We start from the raw sequence: 16025 nt of genomic DNA, 5'->3' as shown, positions 1-16025 counted from the left end.
GCGGGAGCGCCGGCCGTGAGCGGGCCCAAGCGGCCCGGCCCGGACGGGATCCGGCTGGGCCGGTTCCGCTGGTGGCACGTCGACGAGGTGCTGCCGATCGAGGCGGACCTGTTCGGGGCCGAGCGGTGGTCGCCGGCGATGTTCTGGAACGAGTTGGCCAACGGCCACTTCTACCTGGTCGCCACCCCGGCCGACGGGGAGCGGGTGCTCGGCTACGCCGGGCTCGCCGTCGCCGCCCCGGACGAGGCGTGGGTGCAGAACATCGCCGTCGCCCGGGACGCCCAGCGGCGCGGGGTGGGCCGGGCGCTGCTGGAGGCGCTGCTCGCCGAGGCGGCCCGCCGGGGCGTACGCAGCACGCTGCTGGAGGTAGCGGCGGACAACGCCCCCGCCCAGCGGCTCTACGCGACGTACGGCTTCGAGCCGATCGGCGTCCGCCGCGGCTACTACCAACCCAGCAACACCGACGCGCTGGTCATGCGGCGCGACCAGGACTGAGGAGCCATGGCCGACGCACCGCTCATCCTCGGCATCGAGACCTCCTGCGACGAGACCGGCATCGGCATCGTGCGCGGGCACACCCTGCTCGCGGACGCGCTGGCCTCCAGCGTCGCCGAGCACGCCCGGTTCGGCGGGGTGGTGCCCGAGGTGGCCAGCCGCGCCCACCTGGAGGCCATCGTGCCCACCATGGACCGGGCGCTGGCCGAGGCGGGGGTGACCATCGCCGACATCGACGCCATCGCGGTGACGTCCGGCCCGGGGCTGGCCGGCGCGCTGCTGGTCGGCGTGGCCGCCGCGAAGGGGTACGCGCTGGCCGCCGAGAAGCCGGTGTACGGGGTGAACCACCTCGCCGCGCACGTCGCCGTGGACACCCTGGAGCACGGGCCGCTGCCCGAGCCGGCGATCGCCCTGCTGGTCTCCGGCGGGCACTCGTCCCTGCTGCTCGTCGACGACCTGGCCCGGGGCGTGACCCCGCTCGGCGCGACGATCGACGACGCCGCCGGTGAGGCGTTCGACAAGGTGGCCCGGCTGCTCGGCCTGCCGTTCCCCGGCGGCCCGTACGTCGACCGGGAGGCCGCCGCCGGTGACCCGGCCGCGATCGGCTTCCCGCGCGGCCTCACCGCCGCGAAGGACCTCGCCGCCCACCGCTACGACTTCTCGTTCTCCGGCCTGAAGACGGCCGTGGCCCGCTGGGTGGAGGCCCGCCAGCGGGCCGGCGAGCCGGTGCCGGTGGCCGACGTGGCCGCGTCGTTCCAGGAGGCGGTGTGCGACGTGCTCACCGCGAAGGCGCTGGCCGCGTGCCAGGCCCACGGGGTGGACACGCTGGTGATCGGCGGGGGAGTGGCGGCGAACTCGCGGCTGCGGGTGCTGGCCGAGCAGCGGGCGGCGAAGCTCGGCATCCGGGTGCGGGTGCCCCGGCCGAAGCTGTGCACCGACAACGGGGCGATGGTGGCCGCGCTGGGCTCGCACCTGGTCGCGGCGGGGGTCGCGCCCAGCCGGCTGGACCTGCCGGCCGACTCGGCCCTGCCGCTGACCACGGTCAGCGTGTGACGGCCCGGCCCGGGAGCGCCGCCGGCGGCCCGACACGAGCGAGGGGAGTGACGACGTGATCGTACGGATGTGGGAGGCGCGGGCGGAGCCCTACGGCTTCGCCGACCTGATCACCTGGGTCTGCGACACCGCGCTGCCGGAGGTCGAGCACGACCCGCTGCACGTGTCCAGCGAGGTGTTCAGCTCCACCGACCACCGGGTGGTGGTGATCTCGAAGTGGCGCAGCAGCCCTCGGCCGCTGCCCGACCCGCCCGCGACGCTGCTGGCCCGCCCCCCGCACGCGTGGGACTTCACGGAGGTCGACCGCTGACGGCGTAAGCGTGCAAGGAAGGGCCCCCTGTCAACGCATTCTGTTGCACAGGGGACCCCTCCTGACAAGCTCCGGTCAGTTGCGGCGCAGGATGCGGTACGTGGCGATGCCACCGGTGCCGAGCGCGGCGATGAAGACCAGCCACACCACCGTCGTGCTGACGCCGAGCCGGCCGCCGCTGCCGACGTTCGCGGCTGCCGCCGCGACCAGCGAGTCGCTCTGCGCCGGCGGCAGGGCGGCGGGCGGGAGCTGCTCCCACCGGACCAGGCCGGTGCTCTCCAGCATCGCCATGTGGTCGGAGACGAAGTCGTTGGCTTCGTCGGCGAGCTTGCGGACGGTCGCGTCCCGGGTGCTGGCGCGCACCGCGCCGATGACCGGGAAGATCTTGCCGTGCGCCACCCGGAGCCGGGTCACGAAGATCTGGTCGAACCGGCCGCCGGTGGACTCCTGCATCTCCTTGAGCCACCCCTTCTGCTCGGCGGTGGCGTCCGACGGGAGGGTCGCGCCGAGCTTGTTGGCGGCGTCCACGACGAGCTGGTCCAGCACCCCGTGCTGCCGGGAGATCTCCGCGCCGATCTCGCGTACCCGGGCCGACTGGCCCTTCTCGGCGGCCATCTCGCCGGCCGGCATCTCCCACAGGCCGGCCAGCCGTACGCCGGCGAGCAGCGTCATGTCGGCGGCGTTGAGCTGGGCGTTGGCGGGTGCGGCGACGGCCACGCCGGGTAGCACCCCGAGCGCGGCGACGAAGGTGACCACCAGCGCCGCCATCCGGTGGGTCCGGTGCCCTGGCCGGCGACGTGCGGATCTGAGCGGTGCCATGGGTGCGGTGCCTCCTCGGTCCGGGCCGAACGCGTCCGTCCGGGCGGCCGGGTCCCCCGGGCCGCCCCTCCGGTCACTGGTACGGATCGCCGCCGCGATCAGTTCATCCGAATCCCGGAAGAGCGTCTCGCGAAATCAGGCGGGGGGAATCGGGCGGAGTGAATCCGGCGGCGGGCGCGCGGCGGCGGGGGCGGGCGCGGGCGCGGCGGGTCAGGTGCGGCGGGAGCGGGTCAGCGGGTGGCGGCCATCAGCAGGCCGAGCAGGATCAGGGTGGCGACGGCGACCGCGAAGACGACCAGCAGGTCCCGCCGGCCGTGCGCGGGCGAGGCGGACAGGACCGGGTCGGCCGGCAGGTCCCGGGTCACCGCGGCCAGGTCGCCGAGGGTGCGGGCGGCCCAGGCGTCGGCGGCCCGCTCGGAGAACTCGTCCAGGGTGAGCCGGCCCGCCGAGGCGTGCCGTTGCAGGTCGGCGACCGCCCGCTGCCGGTCGTCGTCGGAGGCGCGCAGCTCGACGTCCACGCCGGACAGCGTACGCAGCCGCGCCCGCCCGGGGCGCCCCACGCGGAACGGGGCGGTCAGGCCGCGTCGAGGGGGTCGGCGAGGAGCCGTTCGAACGCCAGCTCGGCCGCGCCGATCAGCGCCGCGTCGTCGCCGAGTTTCGGGGTACGCAGCCGCACGTGCTCCAGGCAGGCCGGGAGCCCCATCGAGTTGAGCCGGCTGCGGACCTGGGCCGCCGCGGCCAGGTAGAGGTCCCGCATCGTGCCGCCGAAGATGACCATCTCGGGGTTGAAGATGTTGACCAGGTTGGCCACGCCGAAGCCGAGCCAGTCCCCGGCCTGCCGTACCGCCGTCTGGGCCCGCGCGTCGCCCCGGTCGGCGGCCTCGAAGACGGCCAGCACCGCGTCGGGCCCCCGGGCGTCGGACCGGCCGGCGGCCCGCAGCAGACCGTGCTCGCCGATCTCGGTCTCCCAGCAGCCCCGGGAGCCGCACTCGCAGGGCTCCCCGCCGCGCACCACCACCATGTGGCCGACCTCGCCGCTGTACCCGCCGTGCCCGGTCAGCCGCCGGCCGCCGGCGATGATGCCCGCGCCGACGCCGACGTCCCCGTACAGGTAGATGACGTTGTCGCAGCCGGCGGCGACGCCCCGGGCGTGCTCGGCGAACGCCGCCACGTCGGCCACGTTGCCGACGGTGATCGGCACGTCGATGCCCAGCTCGGCGGCGAGCGCCGCGCCGATCGGCTCGTCCACCCAGCCGGTGGTCGGGCTGAGCCGGACCAGGCCGTCGTCGCGGCGGACCATGCCGCAGACCGCGACCCCGGCGCCGACGCAGACCGCGCCCGCGGGCACCGACTGGTGCATCTCCTTGACCGCGCCGGCCAGCAGCGGCGCGGCCTCCCCGGCCACCAGGTTGCGGGGCCGGTCCAGTTCCCGGCGATCGAGCACCGCGCCGCCCAGGCCGACCCGTGCGGCCCGCAGCCGGTCCACCTCCACGCTGTACGCGTACGCGTAGACCCGTTCCGACTCGGGCCGGACGACCAGCGACGGTCGTCCGGCCCGGCCGGTCTCCTTCGGCGCGCCCTCGCTGACCAGTCCGGCGCCGGCCAGGTCGGCGGTGAGCGCGCCGATGGTGCTGCGGTTGAGCCCGAGCGTGGTGGTCAGCTCGGCGCGGGTCGTCGCGCCGTGGACGTGCACGTAGCGCAGCAGGGCACCGAGGTTCTGCCGACGGATCTCGTCCTGACTCGGTCCCACGCGCATCGTTACCGGTACTTCCGTGCGGGCGTCAACGGTTGCCGGTGGCGGCCGACCGGCGGCGGGACAGGGCGTCCACGCTCGCGGCGAGCAGCAGCACGACGCCGGTGACCACGTACTTGACCCCCGAGCTGTAGCCCATCAGACCCATGCCGTTGTCGATCACGGCGACCACCGCGCCGCCGAGCACGGCGTCGAGCACCCGGCCCTTGCCGCCGAAGAGGCTGGTGCCGCCGATCACCGCCGCGCCCACGGCGTAGAGCAGCACATTACTGCCACCCGTGTTGGGGTCGACAGAGTTGGCCCTGCTCGCCGCCACGATGCCGCCGATCGCGGCCATCGAGGAGCAGATGACGAAGACCGAGATGCGGATCCGGTCGACGTTGATGCCGGCGCGGCGGGCCGCCTCCTTGTTGCCGCCGACCGCGTAGACGTGCCGGCCGTAGCTGGTGCGCTGGAGCACGAACGTCCAGACGATCAGCAGCACCGCGATGATCGGCACCACGATCGGCACGCCCTTGAGCGAGGTGATCAGGACGTTGCGGCTGCGCTCCAGGTTGAGCACGTACACGGCGACGCCGAGGATGACCGCCAGCACGCCCACCCGGGCGGCCACGACGGCCAGCGGGTCGGTGACGAGGCCCCGGGCGGACCGGTTGCGGTGCCGCATGAGCTGCACCGCCGCGTAGCCGGCGACGGCGACGGCGGCCAGCGCCCAGCCGATCGCGGGCGGCAGGTTGCGGTTGGAGATCGCCACCAGCGTCTCGTCGCGTACGGAGATGTTGGCGCCCTCCTTCATCAGCATCAGCACGATGCCCTGGAAGGCGAGGAAGCCGGCGAGGGTGACCACGAACGACGGGATGCCGACCTTCGCCACCAGGAAGCCCAGCGCCGTGCCGATGAGCACGCCGGTGGCGAGCGCGGCGAGCACCGCGACCCACCAGGGGTAGCCGAGCACGGTGACGACGTTGGCGAGGACGGCCGCGCAGACGCCGCTGGCGAAGCCGGCGGAGAGGTCGATCTCGCCGAGCAGCAGGACGAAGACCAGCCCCATCGCGATCAGCGTGATCGCCGCGCCCTGGGTGAACAGGTTGGCGAAGTTGCCGGCGGACAGGAACGAGGGGCGCATGATCGCGAAGACCGTGCAGAGCACGATCAGGCCCAGCACGGCCGGCAGGGCGCCGATGTCGCCGCCGCGTACCCGGCTGACGTAGCTGCGCACGTGGCCGCCGACGGTGACGGGCGGGGTGACCGCCGCCGGCCCTTCCTTCTTCACGACGGTGGTGGTCATCGGAGGGCTCCCCGGGTCGTGCCGACGGCCGCGCCGCCGGTGCCGTTGCCACCCGCCGGCTCGGCGGCGAGCCCGAGGGCGCCGGAACGCCCGGCGGTGATCAGCTCGACGACCTGCGAGTGGGTGATGTCGGTGGTCTTCACCTGGGCCACCATCTGGCCGAGGTAGAGGGCGGCGATCCGGTCGGAGACCGCGAAGACGTCGTTCATGTTGTGCGAGATGAGCACGACGGCGAGGCCGTTGTCGGCCAGCCGGCGGACCAGCTCCAGCACCTGGGCGGTCTGCGCGACGCCCAGCGCGGCGGTCGGCTCGTCGAGGATGACCAGCCGGCTGTTCCAGAGCACCGCCTTGGCGATGGCGACGGTCTGCCGCTGGCCGCCGGAGAGGCTGGAGACGTGCTGGCGTAGCGACTTCACCGTCCGGACGCTCAGCCCGGCCAGGGTCTCGGCGGCCATCTGCTCCATGGTCGGCTCGTCGAGGACGAGGCCGGTGTGCTTCTCCCGGCCGAGGAACATGTTCTGCACGATGTCGAGGTTGTCGCAGAGCGCGAGGTCCTGGTAGACGACCTCGATGCCCAGGGCGGCGGCGTCGCGGGGGCTGTTGATGCTGACCGGGCGGCCCTCGAAGAGGAACTGGCCGGAGTCGGTCGGGTAGATGCCGCTGATGCACTTCACCAGGGTCGACTTGCCGGCGCCGTTGTCGCCGACCAGCGCGGTGACCTCGCCGGGGTGGGCGGTGAGGGCGACGTCGCGCAGCACCTGGACGGGACCGAAGCTCTTGTCGATCCCTCGTAGTTCCAGCAGGGGGGTTGCGGACACAAGGGTCTCCTAACGCGCGGAGGGGAGATCGCGGAGCCCGTCCGGCGCGGGCCGCCGCCCGGCACGGGGTCACCGTGCCGGGCGGCGTCGCCTGGCGGGTACGACGGTCGGCGTACGGGTCAGCTGATGCCGGCTTCGGTGCAGAGCTTGGCGTAGGCGGCGGTGCAGAGCTCTTCCTTGGTGACGAAGCCGTCGGCGACGACGTCCTTGACGTTGTCCTTGTAGATGGCCTTCGGCTCCAGCAGGACGGCCGGGACGTCCCGGTTGCCCTCGACGTCCTTGACGGTCTGCCCGGTGTCCTTCTTCTCGCCCTTGGCGACCGCGATGGCCAGCTCGGCGGCGGCGTCCGCCTCCTTCTTGACGGCCTTGTAGACGGTCATGCACTGGTCACCGGCGAGGATGTTCTGCAGGCCCTGCACGGTGGCGTCCTGCCCGGTCACGGGGACCTTGCCGTTGAGCTTGTTCTTCTTCAGCACGGAGATGGCGGCGTTGCCGAGGCCGTCGTTCGCGGCCAGCACGCCGTCGATCTTGCCACTGGCCTTGGTGTACTGCTGCTCGAAGATCGTGGCGGCCTGCGTGTTGTCCCAGTCCGGCACCGAGTCGTCGGCGACCTTGGTGTACTCCTTCGAGTCGAACTTCGGCTTGAGCACCGAGTCGTACCCGTTCTTGAACAGGGTCGCGTTGTTGTCGGTCGGCGAGCCGTTGAGGTAGGCGATCGCCGGGTTCTTGACGCCCTTGTCGGTCAGGCACTTGGCGAGGCCCTCGCCCTGGAGCTTGCCGACGGCCTCGTTGTCGAAGCTGACGTAGTACTGCGCGGAGCCGCCCAGCGTGAGCCGGTCGTAGTCGATCGTGGCGACGCCCTGCGACTTGGCCTTGTCGAGCACGGCCTTGCCGGTGCCCGAGTCCAGGTTGACGATCATCAGGGTGGTCACCCCGTTGGTGATCATCTGGTCCGCGATGGTCTGGAACGCGGTCTTGTCGCCCTGCGCGTTCTGGATGATCGACTCGACGCCGGCGGCGTCGAAGGCGGCCTGGAGGAACTTGCGGTCGGCGCCCTCCCAGCGGGCGGAGGACTTGCTGTCCGGCAGGATCACGCCGATCTTCGGCTTCTTCTCGGAGGATCCGGCCTGGTCGCCGCCGTCGGAGTTCTCGCCGCAGGCGGCCATGCTGCCGGCGGCCAGCAGGCCCACGGCGGCGAAGGTGAGGAAGCCCTTGCGCATCTGCACGGGTCCTTTCGGGGGTGGGGGAGTGGGAGTGGAGCGGTGTTTTGTTGTGTCCGGCAACGTATTGCGCGCCACACTCCCGGCACAAGACCGCCGAGGTCAGAAGTTTGTTGGCGGCGGTAACAATTCAGCAACGTGATCGACACTGTGCCCTAACCGCCCCGAAGGCGGGCAGACCGAAGGGCCGCGCCTCGACGCGGCGATCATGAGAATTGCCGATGCCGCAGGCCGCCAAACCTGCCGCAGGCCGACGCCCCGGCTCGGGGTGGCGGGCTCGGGATGCCGCTCGGCTCGCGGCGGCGGTCAGCCGGCGGCGATGGGGGCGGTGGTGGCGTCGGTGAGCGCGACCAGGTCGGCCGGGGCGAGCTGGAGCTGGAGCCCGCGCCGGCCCGCCGAGACGTACACGGTGTCGTGGGCCAGCGCGGAGGCGTCCAGCACCGTGGGCAGGAGCTTGCGCTGGCCGAGCGGGCTGATCCCGCCGCGCACATACCCGGTGGCCCGCTCCGCCACCGCCCGGTCGGCCATCGTCGCCCGCTTGCCGCCGAGCGCGGCGGCGAGCGCCTTGAGGTCCAGCTCGCCGGTCACCGGCACCACCGCCACCGCGAGCGCGCCGTCGACCTCGGTGACGAGGGACTTGAACACCCGCTCCGGGGGCACGCCCAGGGCTGCCGCGACGAGCGCGCCGTAGTTCGGCGCCTCCGGCGACACGTCGTACGGGTGGGTGCTGTGCCGGATCTTCCGCTTCGTCAGCAGCGCCGTCGCCGGAGTCCCCTGTCCCGCCATGCCGACAAGCTAGCCGGCCGTCGCCTCGTGATCCAGCGGATACGTCACCGGGCGGCAGACCAGCACGGTCGGCGCGCCGGCCACCCGGGTCAGCACCAGGCTCGCCGCCTCCGGGCCGGCCAGCCGCAGGTCGCGCCGCAGCCGCTCCGGCTCCAGCGCCGAGCCGCGCTTGAGGATCTCGACGCGGCCCACCCTGCGCTCGCGCAGCAGGGCGCGCAGCCGCTTCAGCGAGAACGGCAGCACGTCGGTGACCTCCAGGCAGCGGGCGAACGGCGTCGCGCCGGGAGCGTCGGCGTACAGGTAGGCGATGGTCGGGTCGGCGAGCGTGGCGTCCAGTTCGCCGGCCAGCTCCGCCACGAGGTGCGCGCGGACGACGGCCGGGTCCGGGTCGTGGACGTACCGCCGGACGGGCCCGACCGCCGCCTCGGCCGCGCCGGAGCCGGTGAGCTGGTGGGAGGTGTGGTGGCCTGTGCCGGAAGCGTTGCCAGGGGGCCCTTCCTTCAGCACAGTCGCGCGGCGGGGGACCTCGGCGAGCCGGCCGCACCACAGGGCGGCCTCGACCAGGTCGCCGCCCACACTGACCCACTCCGCCTCCGCGCCGGCCGGGATCAGGCTGTGGTCGAGCCCGGGGGCCACCTTCACCACCGTGTGCGGCACCCGCTCGGCCAGCGCCGTGACGAAGTCCCACGGCGGCGAGTAGGCGTTGGGGTCGAAGATCCGCCGGCCCGTGCCGGCCCTGCGCCGCGCCGGGTCGCAGAACGCCGCGTCGACGGAGGACACGTCGAACGCCGTGGCGTCGCCGCACTCCACCGTGAAAACGTCGGCCAGCCCGGCGGCCTCGGCGTTCGCGGCGGCCATCGCGGCGGTGACCGGGTCGGCCTCCACCCCGTACACCCGGATGCCGGCGCGGGCGGCGGCGAGCGCGTCGGCACCGAGGCCGCAGCCCAGGTCGGCCAGGGTGCGCACCCCGGCGGCGCGCAGCCGGTCGGCCCGCCGGGCCGCGACCACCCCCCGGGTCGCCTGCTCCAGGCCGGCGCGGGTGAGGAACATGCCGGCCGCCGCCGGCCCGAACTTGCCGACGGCCCGGCGGCGCAGCTCGGCCTGGGTCAGCGCGGCGGCGGCCAGCCCGGCGGTCACCCCGGCCGAGCGGAGCGCGGCCGCTGCGGCCAGCGGGTCGCCGCCGGCCACCTCGGTCGCCGCGGCGAGCGCGGCCGACCCGTCGGGGGTACGCAGGGCGGCGAGCTGGTCGAGATCCACGCGCCCATTGTCGGGCCCGGGCGGCGGTGGACCGACGGCGGTGGTGGTGTCGGAGGTCGACGAGGTCCGGGGGTCGGCGGTGGCGGCGTGTCGCGGTGACGAGTGGCGGAACTGTGGCGACACGACGGGCGACGCGTTGGCACTCTCCTTGACGGAGTGCTAGCCACGGCCTAACCTGCGATTAGCACTCTCCCATCGAGGGTGCCAGCTTCCGGGCCCCGTGCCCGGGGGTTGACGCCAGGCGGACCGGCACCCGCGACGACGGCCCCGCCCGGTGGCATGTGGCAGATTGACGCTGGTCGGCCCCGCCGTCCGGCAACGAAACCAGTACCCCAGGAGGGTATGCCCGTGACTACCGCGACCAAGGTTGCGATCAAGCCGCTCGAGGACCGCATCGTGGTCCAGGCGAACGAGGCTGAGACCACCACGGCGTCGGGCATCGTGATCCCCGACACCGCCAAGGAGAAGCCGCAGGAGGGCACCGTCCTCGCTGTCGGCCCGGGCCGGATCGACGACAAGGGCAACCGCGTGCCGATCGACGTGAAGGTCGGCGACACCGTCCTCTACTCGAAGTACGGCGGCACCGAGGTCAAGTACGCCGGCGAGGAGTACCTGGTGCTCTCCGCCCGCGACGTCCTCGCGGTCATCGAGAAGTAACAACCGATCCGCGTCACTGCCCCGGTCCGGCTCGCCGGGCCGGGGCAGTGACGCTTCGAAGGGATACAGATGGCGAAGATCCTGAGCTTCTCGGACGACGCCCGGCACCTGCTGGAGCACGGTGTCAACGCCCTCGCGGACGCGGTCAAGGTCACTCTCGGCCCGCGCGGGCGCAACGTCGTCCTGGACAAGAAATTCGGTGCGCCCACGATCACCAACGACGGCGTGACCATCGCCAAGGAGATCGAGCTCACCAACCCGTACGAGAACCTCGGCGCGCAGCTGGTCAAGGAGGTGGCGACCAAGACCAACGACGTCGCCGGCGACGGGACCACCACCGCGACCGTGCTGGCCCAGGCCATGGTCCGCGAGGGCCTGCGCAACGTGGCCGCCGGCGCCAGCCCGTCCGGCCTCAAGCGCGGCATCGACGCGGCGGCCACGAAGGTCTCCGAGGCCCTGCTCGACCGGGCCGTCGAGGTCGCCGGCAAGGAGTCGATCGCGCACGTCGCGACGATCTCCGCGCAGGACGCCACCATCGGCGAGCTGATCGCCGAGGCGATGGAGCGGGTGGGCCGCGACGGCGTCATCACCGTCGAGGAGGGCTCCGCGCTCACCACCGAGCTCAACGTGACCGAGGGCCTCCAGTTCGACAAGGGCTTCATCTCCCCCAACTTCGTCACCGACGTGGAGGGTCAGGAGTCGGTCCTGGAGGACCCGTACATCCTGATCACCACGCAGAAGATCTCGGGGATCGAGGAGCTGCTGCCGCTGCTGGAGAAGGTCCTCCAGAACAACAAGCCGCTGCTGATCGTCGCCGAGGACGTCGAGGGCCAGGCCCTGTCGACGCTCATGGTCAACGCGGTCCGCAAGACCCTCAAGGTCTGCGCGGTGAAGGCCCCCGGCTTCGGCGACCGCCGCAAGGCGATGCTCCAGGACATGGCGATCCTCACCGGCTCCGAGCTGGTCGCCCCGGAGCTGGGCTACAAGCTCGACCAGGTCGGCCTGGAGGTGCTCGGCACCGCCCGGCGCGTCGTGGTCGACAAGGAGACCACCACCATCGTCGACGGTGGTGGCCAGGCCAGCGAGGTCGCCGACCGGGTCGCCCAGATCCGCAAGGAGATCGAGGCCTCGGACTCCGACTGGGACCGGGAGAAGCTGGCCGAGCGGCTGGCGAAGCTCTCCGGCGGCATCGCGGTCATCAAGGTGGGCGCGGCGACCGAGGTCGAGATGAAGGAGCGCAAGCACCGCATCGAGGACGCCATCGCCGCGACCAAGGCCGCCGTCGAGGAGGGTACGGTCCCGGGTGGCGGTGCCGCCCTGGCGCAGATCCTGCCGGTGCTCGACGACGACCTCGGCTTCACCGGTGACGAGAAGACCGGCGTCTCGATCGTGCGCAAGTCGCTGGTCGAGCCGTTGCGCTGGATCGCCCAGAACGCCGGCCACGACGGCTACGTGGTGGTGGAGAAGGTCGTCGGCAGCCAGTGGGGCCAGGGCCTCGACGCGGCCGTCGGCGACTACGTCGACCTGGCCAAGTCCGGCATCATCGACCCGGTGAAGGTGACCCGCAACGCCGTCACCAACGCCGCCTCGATCGCCGGCCTGCTGCTCACCACCGAGAGCCTGGTGGTGGAGAAGCCGGAGAAGGCCGAGCCGGCCGCCGCCGGTGGCCACGGCCACTCGCACGGCCACGGCCACCAGCACGGCCCGGGTTTCTGACCCACGGCGGCTGACCCAGCCACACCACACGTTCAAGGCACGCCGGCTCCCCACGGCGTGCCTTGACGCGTATCCGCCCCGCGTTCGCCGGGGCTGGTTGCTTACGGAACGCTGACGTGCCTGTCGCTTCCCGGCCCCGTCGGAAACACTGGGCGGATGGGCACCATCTCGCGCGGGTACGCCGCGCTGGCCGGGATCACCGCCGCCGCCGTGGCGATCGGCACCGCCGAACCGGTGGCGGTGCTGACCGGCCCCCGGTCGGCACCACTGGTCGCGGTCGGCGGGCTGGTCGTCGACACCGTCCCCGAGCCGGTCAAGCAGTTCGGCATCGTCGTCTTCGGCACGTACGACAAGATCGCCCTGCTGGTCGGGACGGCGCTGCTGCTGGCCGGCTTCGCGGCGCTGCTCGGCGTCCTCGCCGCCCGCCGGCTGTGGCTCGGCCTGGCGGGCATCGGGGCGTTCGCGGCCCTCGGGGTGGCCGCCGCGCTGACCCGGGCCGGCGCCGACGCCACCGACGCGCTGCCGGCGCTGGCCGGGGCGGCCCTCGGCGCGCTGACGCTCTGGCTCCTGCTGGCCGGCCCCCTGCACCCCGACCCCTGGCCGTGGACCCCGCCCACCGCCGCCGCCGGCAAGGAAGGGCCCCTTGTCGACACCCCCCTCCTGTCAACAAGGGGCCCTTCCTTGCACCCCGAGCGCCCGGAGGGGCGGCGGCGGTTCCTCACCGGCGTCGGCGCGCTGGCCGGCGCGGCCGTCGTGACCGGGCTGGGCGGGCACTGGCTGGCCGGGCGGCGCGGGGTGTCGGAGGCCCGGCGGGCGGTCGCCCTGCCCGCGCCGGCCTCGCCCGCGCCGGCGGTGCCGGCCGGGGCGGACCTCTCCCTCACCCAGCTCGCCCCCTACGTCAGCCCGACGTCCGGGTTCTACCGCATCGACACCGCCCTGGTGGTGCCGCAGGTCGACCCGGACACCTGGCGGTTGCGCATCCACGGCCGGGTGCGCAACCCGATCGAGCTGAGCTTCGCCGACCTGCTGGCCCGCCCCATGGTCGAGCGGTACGTCACCCTGGCCTGCGTGTCGAACGAGGTCGGCGGGGACCTGATCGGCAACGCCCGCTGGCTGGGCGTGCCGATCCGGGAACTGCTCGACGAGGCGCAGCCGGAGGAGGGCGCGGACCAGGTCGTCGGCCGCTCGGTCGACGGCTGGACCTGCGGCACCCCGACGGCGGCGCTGCGCGACGGGCGGGACGCCCTGCTCGCGGTGGGCATGAACGGCGAGCCGCTGCCGGTGGAGCACGGCTTTCCCGTACGCATGGTGGTGCCCGGCCTGTACGGCTACGTCTCCGCGTGCAAGTGGGTGACCGAGCTGGAGCTGACCAGCTTCGCCGACTTCGACGCGTACTGGGTGCCCCGGGGCTGGTCGGCGCAGGGGCCGATCAAGACCCAGTCGCGGATCGACACGCCCCGCCCCCGCAACCGGCTCACCGCCGGCCCGGTCATGGTCGCCGGGGTGGCCTGGGCGCAGCACCGGGGCATCCGCCGGGTCGAGGTACGCGTCGACGACGGCCCGTGGCGGGAGGCGACGCTCGCCCCGACGGTGTCGGTGGACACCTGGGTGCAGTGGTCCTGGCAGTGGGCGGCCACCTCCGGCGAGCACACCCTCCAGGTGCGGGCCACCGACGCCGACGGCGAGACGCAGACCGAGCGCCGGCAGCGCGTCGACCCGGACGGCGCGACCGGCTGGCACACCGTCCGGGTCACCGTGGGCTGACCGCCGGGCGGACCCGCGCCGGCAGGCGGGTCACCCGGCCGTGGGCGTGGCGGCCGACACGCCGGTGGCCTGGTCGCCCGGCGGTGGGGATGGCGGGCGGCACGCCGGTGGCCTGGTCGCCCGACGGTGGGCGTGGCGAAGGGCGGCGGCGTGGCGGCGGTCGTCAGGCGACGCTGCGCTGCGCCGGCACGGTGGACTTGTGCGGACGGCCCAGGCGGGCCTCCAGGCGGGCCACGTCGACGCGCGAGTGCCGGCGGTCGGCCAGGTCCTCCCAGCCCACCGCGAGCAGCCGCAGCCGCTCCGCCTCGCTGAAGCCGCCCCACACCCCGTAGGGCTCACGGACGGCGAGGGCGTGCGCGGCGCACTCGGCGCGTACCGGGCAGGCCCGGCAGACCGTCTTGGCGCCGGACTCCCGGCGCAGCCGGGAGGAGCCGCGTTCGCCGTCGGGGTGGAAGAACTGGGCGCTGTCGCGGCCCCGGCAGGCACCGAGCCGCTGCCAGTCCCAGAGGTCGACGATGGGTCCGGGCAGCCTGCGTACGTTCGACATCAGCACCCCTCCTTCCGCGCGGCACCGCGGAGATCCTCAGTTGACGGGTGTCCGGGCGGCGGCCGCGCTGGCGCACCGTTTCCGGCTCGGGCTCCCCGTTACCCCGCCTCGCTTCCGCTCACACGTCTGTGATCGAAAAGGTCGGACAACCTGACTGATATGCCCTAACTGTCGGAAAAGTTCGAAGGATTGCCGGGAACGCCCACCCGACGCCGCCTCCCCATGGTCTGCTCGGGGTCGGAGAGGAGACCACAGTGCGTACTGTCCTCGTGTGCGTTCGGACACCGCTCGCCGCGCAGCAACTGAACTCCGCGGCGGCGCGGCTAGGACTGTCCGCCGCCGTTCGTACGGCCGTCTCCGATCCCGAGGTGATGCTGCGACTGGCGGAGATCCCGGCGGACGTCGTGCTCGCCGACACCGCCCTCACCCGGCCGGACAGCGCCGGCTTCGTCCGGCGGGTGCTGGCCCGCGCCCCGCAGGCCGCGGTGCTGCTGCTCGGCGCGGAGGAGTCCGAGGCCGCCGCCGCGACCATCGGCGCCGGCGCCCGGGGGCTGATCCAGGGCACCGACCACGACCTGACCAGCGCGGTGGCGAAGGCGCTGCTGCTGCTCTCGGCGCCCGGCCGCGCCACCCGCAGCCGGGTGACCGACCCGGCCCGCGACGCCGCCTCCGTCGGCGGGCCCGCCCGCCCCGCCCCGGCCGGACGCCCCCCGGCCAAGCCCGGCCCGGCCTGGCCGGCGGGCCCCGAGGAGCCGCCCGGTGGTACGCCGCCGGTGGTGCCGGTGCAGCGCGGCGACGACGAGGTGGAGGCGGGCGGCGAGGGCGAGACCCCGGCCGCGGCGGGGCAGCGTCCCGCCCCGGCCAGGGGCGGCCGGAGCGCGATCGGCCTGACGGAGCGGGAACTCCAGGTGCTGCTCGGCATGGCCGAGGGCAAGAGCAACGCCGAGATCGGCCGTGAGCTGTTCGTCTCGGAGGACACCGTCAAGACGCACGCCCGCCGGCTGTTCCGCAAGCTCGGCGCCCGGGACCGCGCGCACGCGGTGGCCGCCGGCTTCCGCGCCGGCCTGGTCACCTGACCACCCACCCAGCTACCCGCCCACCCGCGCGCCTTCCCGCCCGCCCCGCAGGTGCGGCCCGGGCGGAGGCCGCGAGACCGGCCCATCGGGCCGCGAGTGCAAGATCGCCGTGGCGCTGTCCGCAGTCGTCCCGTCCGCCCCCGCTGGTCACGCCACGTGATCTCCCTGCCCGGCAGCGCCAACCCCATCGCTCCCTTTGCTCTGCACCCGGATACGCAACGGTTCACGCTGGGTATCCGGCCGTGGCGGGTGCGTGCCGTGCGCGAATGGCGTATCGCCAGCTTAGTGCCGGTGATGCGTGGGTGGGTGCAGAGCAAAGGGAGGGGGCGATGTGTGGGGGAGTCCGGCGGCCCTTACCCAGAGTCAGGTCGCGGGCTGCGGTGGCCGCCCCGGCGATCGTGACGGAAAGTGGTCGACGGGGTTCGGGCGTGGGCTCGGGTGCCGCGCGGGAGCCGGGTGGCGCGCA

Annotated in this window: 16 protein-coding genes; 7 read left to right on the top strand and 9 right to left on the bottom strand. The window is 73.7% G+C overall.

From position 1 onward, the window contains the following. Window positions 1-15 precede the first annotated feature (15 nt). Genes rimI through LPU61_RS09085 form a run of 3 tightly spaced genes read left to right on the top strand, consistent with a single transcriptional unit; the run spans window position 16 to window position 1858 of the window. Window positions 16-495, top strand: a complete 480-nt coding sequence (gene rimI, locus LPU61_RS09095) for a ribosomal protein S18-alanine N-acetyltransferase (RefSeq protein ID WP_374199633.1) — start codon at window positions 16-18, stop codon at window positions 493-495. A gap of 6 nt (window positions 496-501) precedes the next feature. Then, the gene (gene tsaD / locus LPU61_RS09090; protein WP_043965633.1) at window positions 502-1548 is read left to right on the top strand and encodes a tRNA (adenosine(37)-N6)-threonylcarbamoyltransferase complex transferase subunit TsaD; all 1047 of its coding nucleotides are present in this window, start codon (window positions 502-504) and stop codon (window positions 1546-1548) included. 55 nt (window positions 1549-1603) lie between these two features. Continuing rightward, window positions 1604-1858, top strand: coding sequence for a hypothetical protein (locus LPU61_RS09085; RefSeq protein WP_043965635.1), 255 nt, complete (start codon window positions 1604-1606; stop codon window positions 1856-1858). Window positions 1859-1933: 75 nt separating this feature from the next. On the opposite strand, the gene LPU61_RS09080 is transcribed toward LPU61_RS09085, so the two are convergent. The 8 genes from LPU61_RS09080 to LPU61_RS09045 form a co-directional block, all read right to left on the bottom strand. Next, complete coding sequence (locus LPU61_RS09080; RefSeq protein WP_043965637.1) at window positions 1934-2677, bottom strand: DUF4142 domain-containing protein; 744 nt, start codon at window positions 2675-2677, stop codon at window positions 1934-1936. 230 nt (window positions 2678-2907) lie between these two features. After that, on the bottom strand, window positions 2908-3195 hold the full coding sequence (locus LPU61_RS09075) for a DUF1707 domain-containing protein (protein ID WP_043966526.1): 288 nt from the start codon (window positions 3193-3195) through the stop codon (window positions 2908-2910). A gap of 56 nt (window positions 3196-3251) precedes the next feature. Then, window positions 3252-4433 carry an ROK family protein gene (locus LPU61_RS09070; protein ID WP_043965639.1) on the bottom strand — a complete coding sequence of 394 codons (1182 nt, stop codon included), beginning with the start codon at window positions 4431-4433 and terminating at the stop codon, window positions 3252-3254. 25 nt (window positions 4434-4458) lie between these two features. Further along, a complete protein-coding gene (locus tag LPU61_RS09065; RefSeq protein ID WP_229404693.1) occupies window positions 4459-5718 on the bottom strand; it encodes a sugar ABC transporter permease in 1260 nt (419 codons plus the stop codon). Next, window positions 5715-6536 carry an ATP-binding cassette domain-containing protein gene (locus LPU61_RS09060; protein WP_229404692.1) on the bottom strand — a complete coding sequence of 274 codons (822 nt, stop codon included), beginning with the start codon at window positions 6534-6536 and terminating at the stop codon, window positions 5715-5717. Before LPU61_RS09060 ends, LPU61_RS09065 begins: the two co-directional genes overlap by 4 nt. A 119-nt stretch (window positions 6537-6655) precedes the next feature. After that, window positions 6656-7756 (bottom strand): sugar ABC transporter substrate-binding protein, encoded by a 1101-nt coding sequence (locus LPU61_RS09055; RefSeq protein ID WP_229404912.1) that lies wholly within the window; start codon window positions 7754-7756, stop codon window positions 6656-6658. 306 nt (window positions 7757-8062) lie between these two features. Further along, complete coding sequence (gene ybaK, locus LPU61_RS09050) at window positions 8063-8542, bottom strand: Cys-tRNA(Pro) deacylase (protein WP_229404691.1); 480 nt, start codon at window positions 8540-8542, stop codon at window positions 8063-8065. A 9-nt stretch (window positions 8543-8551) separates the two neighbouring features. After that, window positions 8552-9799 (bottom strand): methyltransferase domain-containing protein, encoded by a 1248-nt coding sequence (locus LPU61_RS09045; protein WP_229404690.1) that lies wholly within the window; start codon window positions 9797-9799, stop codon window positions 8552-8554. Between the two features lie 342 nt (window positions 9800-10141). Here LPU61_RS09045 and groES point away from each other — a divergent pair, with 342 nt between their 5' ends. The 3 genes from groES to LPU61_RS09030 all read left to right on the top strand — a co-directional run bounded on the left by groES (window position 10142) and on the right by LPU61_RS09030 (window position 13936). Then, on the top strand, window positions 10142-10456 hold the full coding sequence (gene groES, locus LPU61_RS09040) for a co-chaperone GroES (RefSeq protein ID WP_018222648.1): 315 nt from the start codon (window positions 10142-10144) through the stop codon (window positions 10454-10456). A 69-nt stretch (window positions 10457-10525) separates the two neighbouring features. Further along, window positions 10526-12172 (top strand): chaperonin GroEL, encoded by a 1647-nt coding sequence (gene groL / locus LPU61_RS09035; protein ID WP_043965650.1) that lies wholly within the window; start codon window positions 10526-10528, stop codon window positions 12170-12172. A 156-nt stretch (window positions 12173-12328) separates the two neighbouring features. Then, window positions 12329-13936: a molybdopterin-dependent oxidoreductase gene (locus LPU61_RS09030; RefSeq protein ID WP_229404689.1), complete on the top strand. Its 1608-nt coding sequence runs from the start codon at window positions 12329-12331 to the stop codon at window positions 13934-13936. Window positions 13937-14099: 163 nt separating this feature from the next. Here LPU61_RS09030 and LPU61_RS09025 read toward each other — a convergent pair whose 3' ends face one another. Next, window positions 14100-14483 carry a WhiB family transcriptional regulator gene (locus tag LPU61_RS09025; protein WP_043966530.1) on the bottom strand — a complete coding sequence of 128 codons (384 nt, stop codon included), beginning with the start codon at window positions 14481-14483 and terminating at the stop codon, window positions 14100-14102. Window positions 14484-14737: 254 nt separating this feature from the next. Here LPU61_RS09025 and LPU61_RS09020 point away from each other — a divergent pair, with 254 nt between their 5' ends. Then, window positions 14738-15559 (top strand): helix-turn-helix transcriptional regulator, encoded by an 822-nt coding sequence (locus LPU61_RS09020; protein ID WP_043965655.1) that lies wholly within the window; start codon window positions 14738-14740, stop codon window positions 15557-15559. The last annotated feature ends 466 nt before the right edge of the window (window positions 15560-16025 follow it).

Origin of the sequence: Micromonospora sp. NBRC 110038 (genome assembly GCF_020884815.1) — a bacterium.
Lineage (GTDB): Bacteria > Actinomycetota > Actinomycetes > Mycobacteriales > Micromonosporaceae > Micromonospora > Micromonospora haikouensis.
The sequence above is the reverse complement of the archived record's forward strand: the minus strand, read 5'-3'. Positions and strand labels throughout refer to the sequence as shown.

Bases quoted from the DNA above. Each gene is read 5' to 3' on its own strand.
- tsaD (WP_043965633.1), top strand. From the start codon at position 502: ATGGCCGACGCACCGCTCATCCTCGGCATCGAGACCTCCTGCGACGAG.
- LPU61_RS09080 (WP_043965637.1), bottom strand. From the start codon at position 2,677: ATGGCACCGCTCAGATCCGCACGTCGCCGGCCAGGGCACCGGACCCAC.
- LPU61_RS09070 (WP_043965639.1), bottom strand. From the start codon at position 4,433: ATGCGCGTGGGACCGAGTCAGGACGAGATCCGTCGGCAGAACCTCGGT.
- LPU61_RS09065 (WP_229404693.1), bottom strand. From the start codon at position 5,718: ATGACCACCACCGTCGTGAAGAAGGAAGGGCCGGCGGCGGTCACCCCG.
- LPU61_RS09055 (WP_229404912.1), bottom strand. From the start codon at position 7,756: ATGCGCAAGGGCTTCCTCACCTTCGCCGCCGTGGGCCTGCTGGCCGCC.
- ybaK (WP_229404691.1), bottom strand. From the start codon at position 8,542: ATGGCGGGACAGGGGACTCCGGCGACGGCGCTGCTGACGAAGCGGAAG.
- groES (WP_018222648.1), top strand. From the start codon at position 10,142: ATGCCCGTGACTACCGCGACCAAGGTTGCGATCAAGCCGCTCGAGGAC.
- groL (WP_043965650.1), top strand. From the start codon at position 10,526: ATGGCGAAGATCCTGAGCTTCTCGGACGACGCCCGGCACCTGCTGGAG.
- LPU61_RS09030 (WP_229404689.1), top strand. From the start codon at position 12,329: ATGGGCACCATCTCGCGCGGGTACGCCGCGCTGGCCGGGATCACCGCC.
- LPU61_RS09025 (WP_043966530.1), bottom strand. From the start codon at position 14,483: ATGTCGAACGTACGCAGGCTGCCCGGACCCATCGTCGACCTCTGGGAC.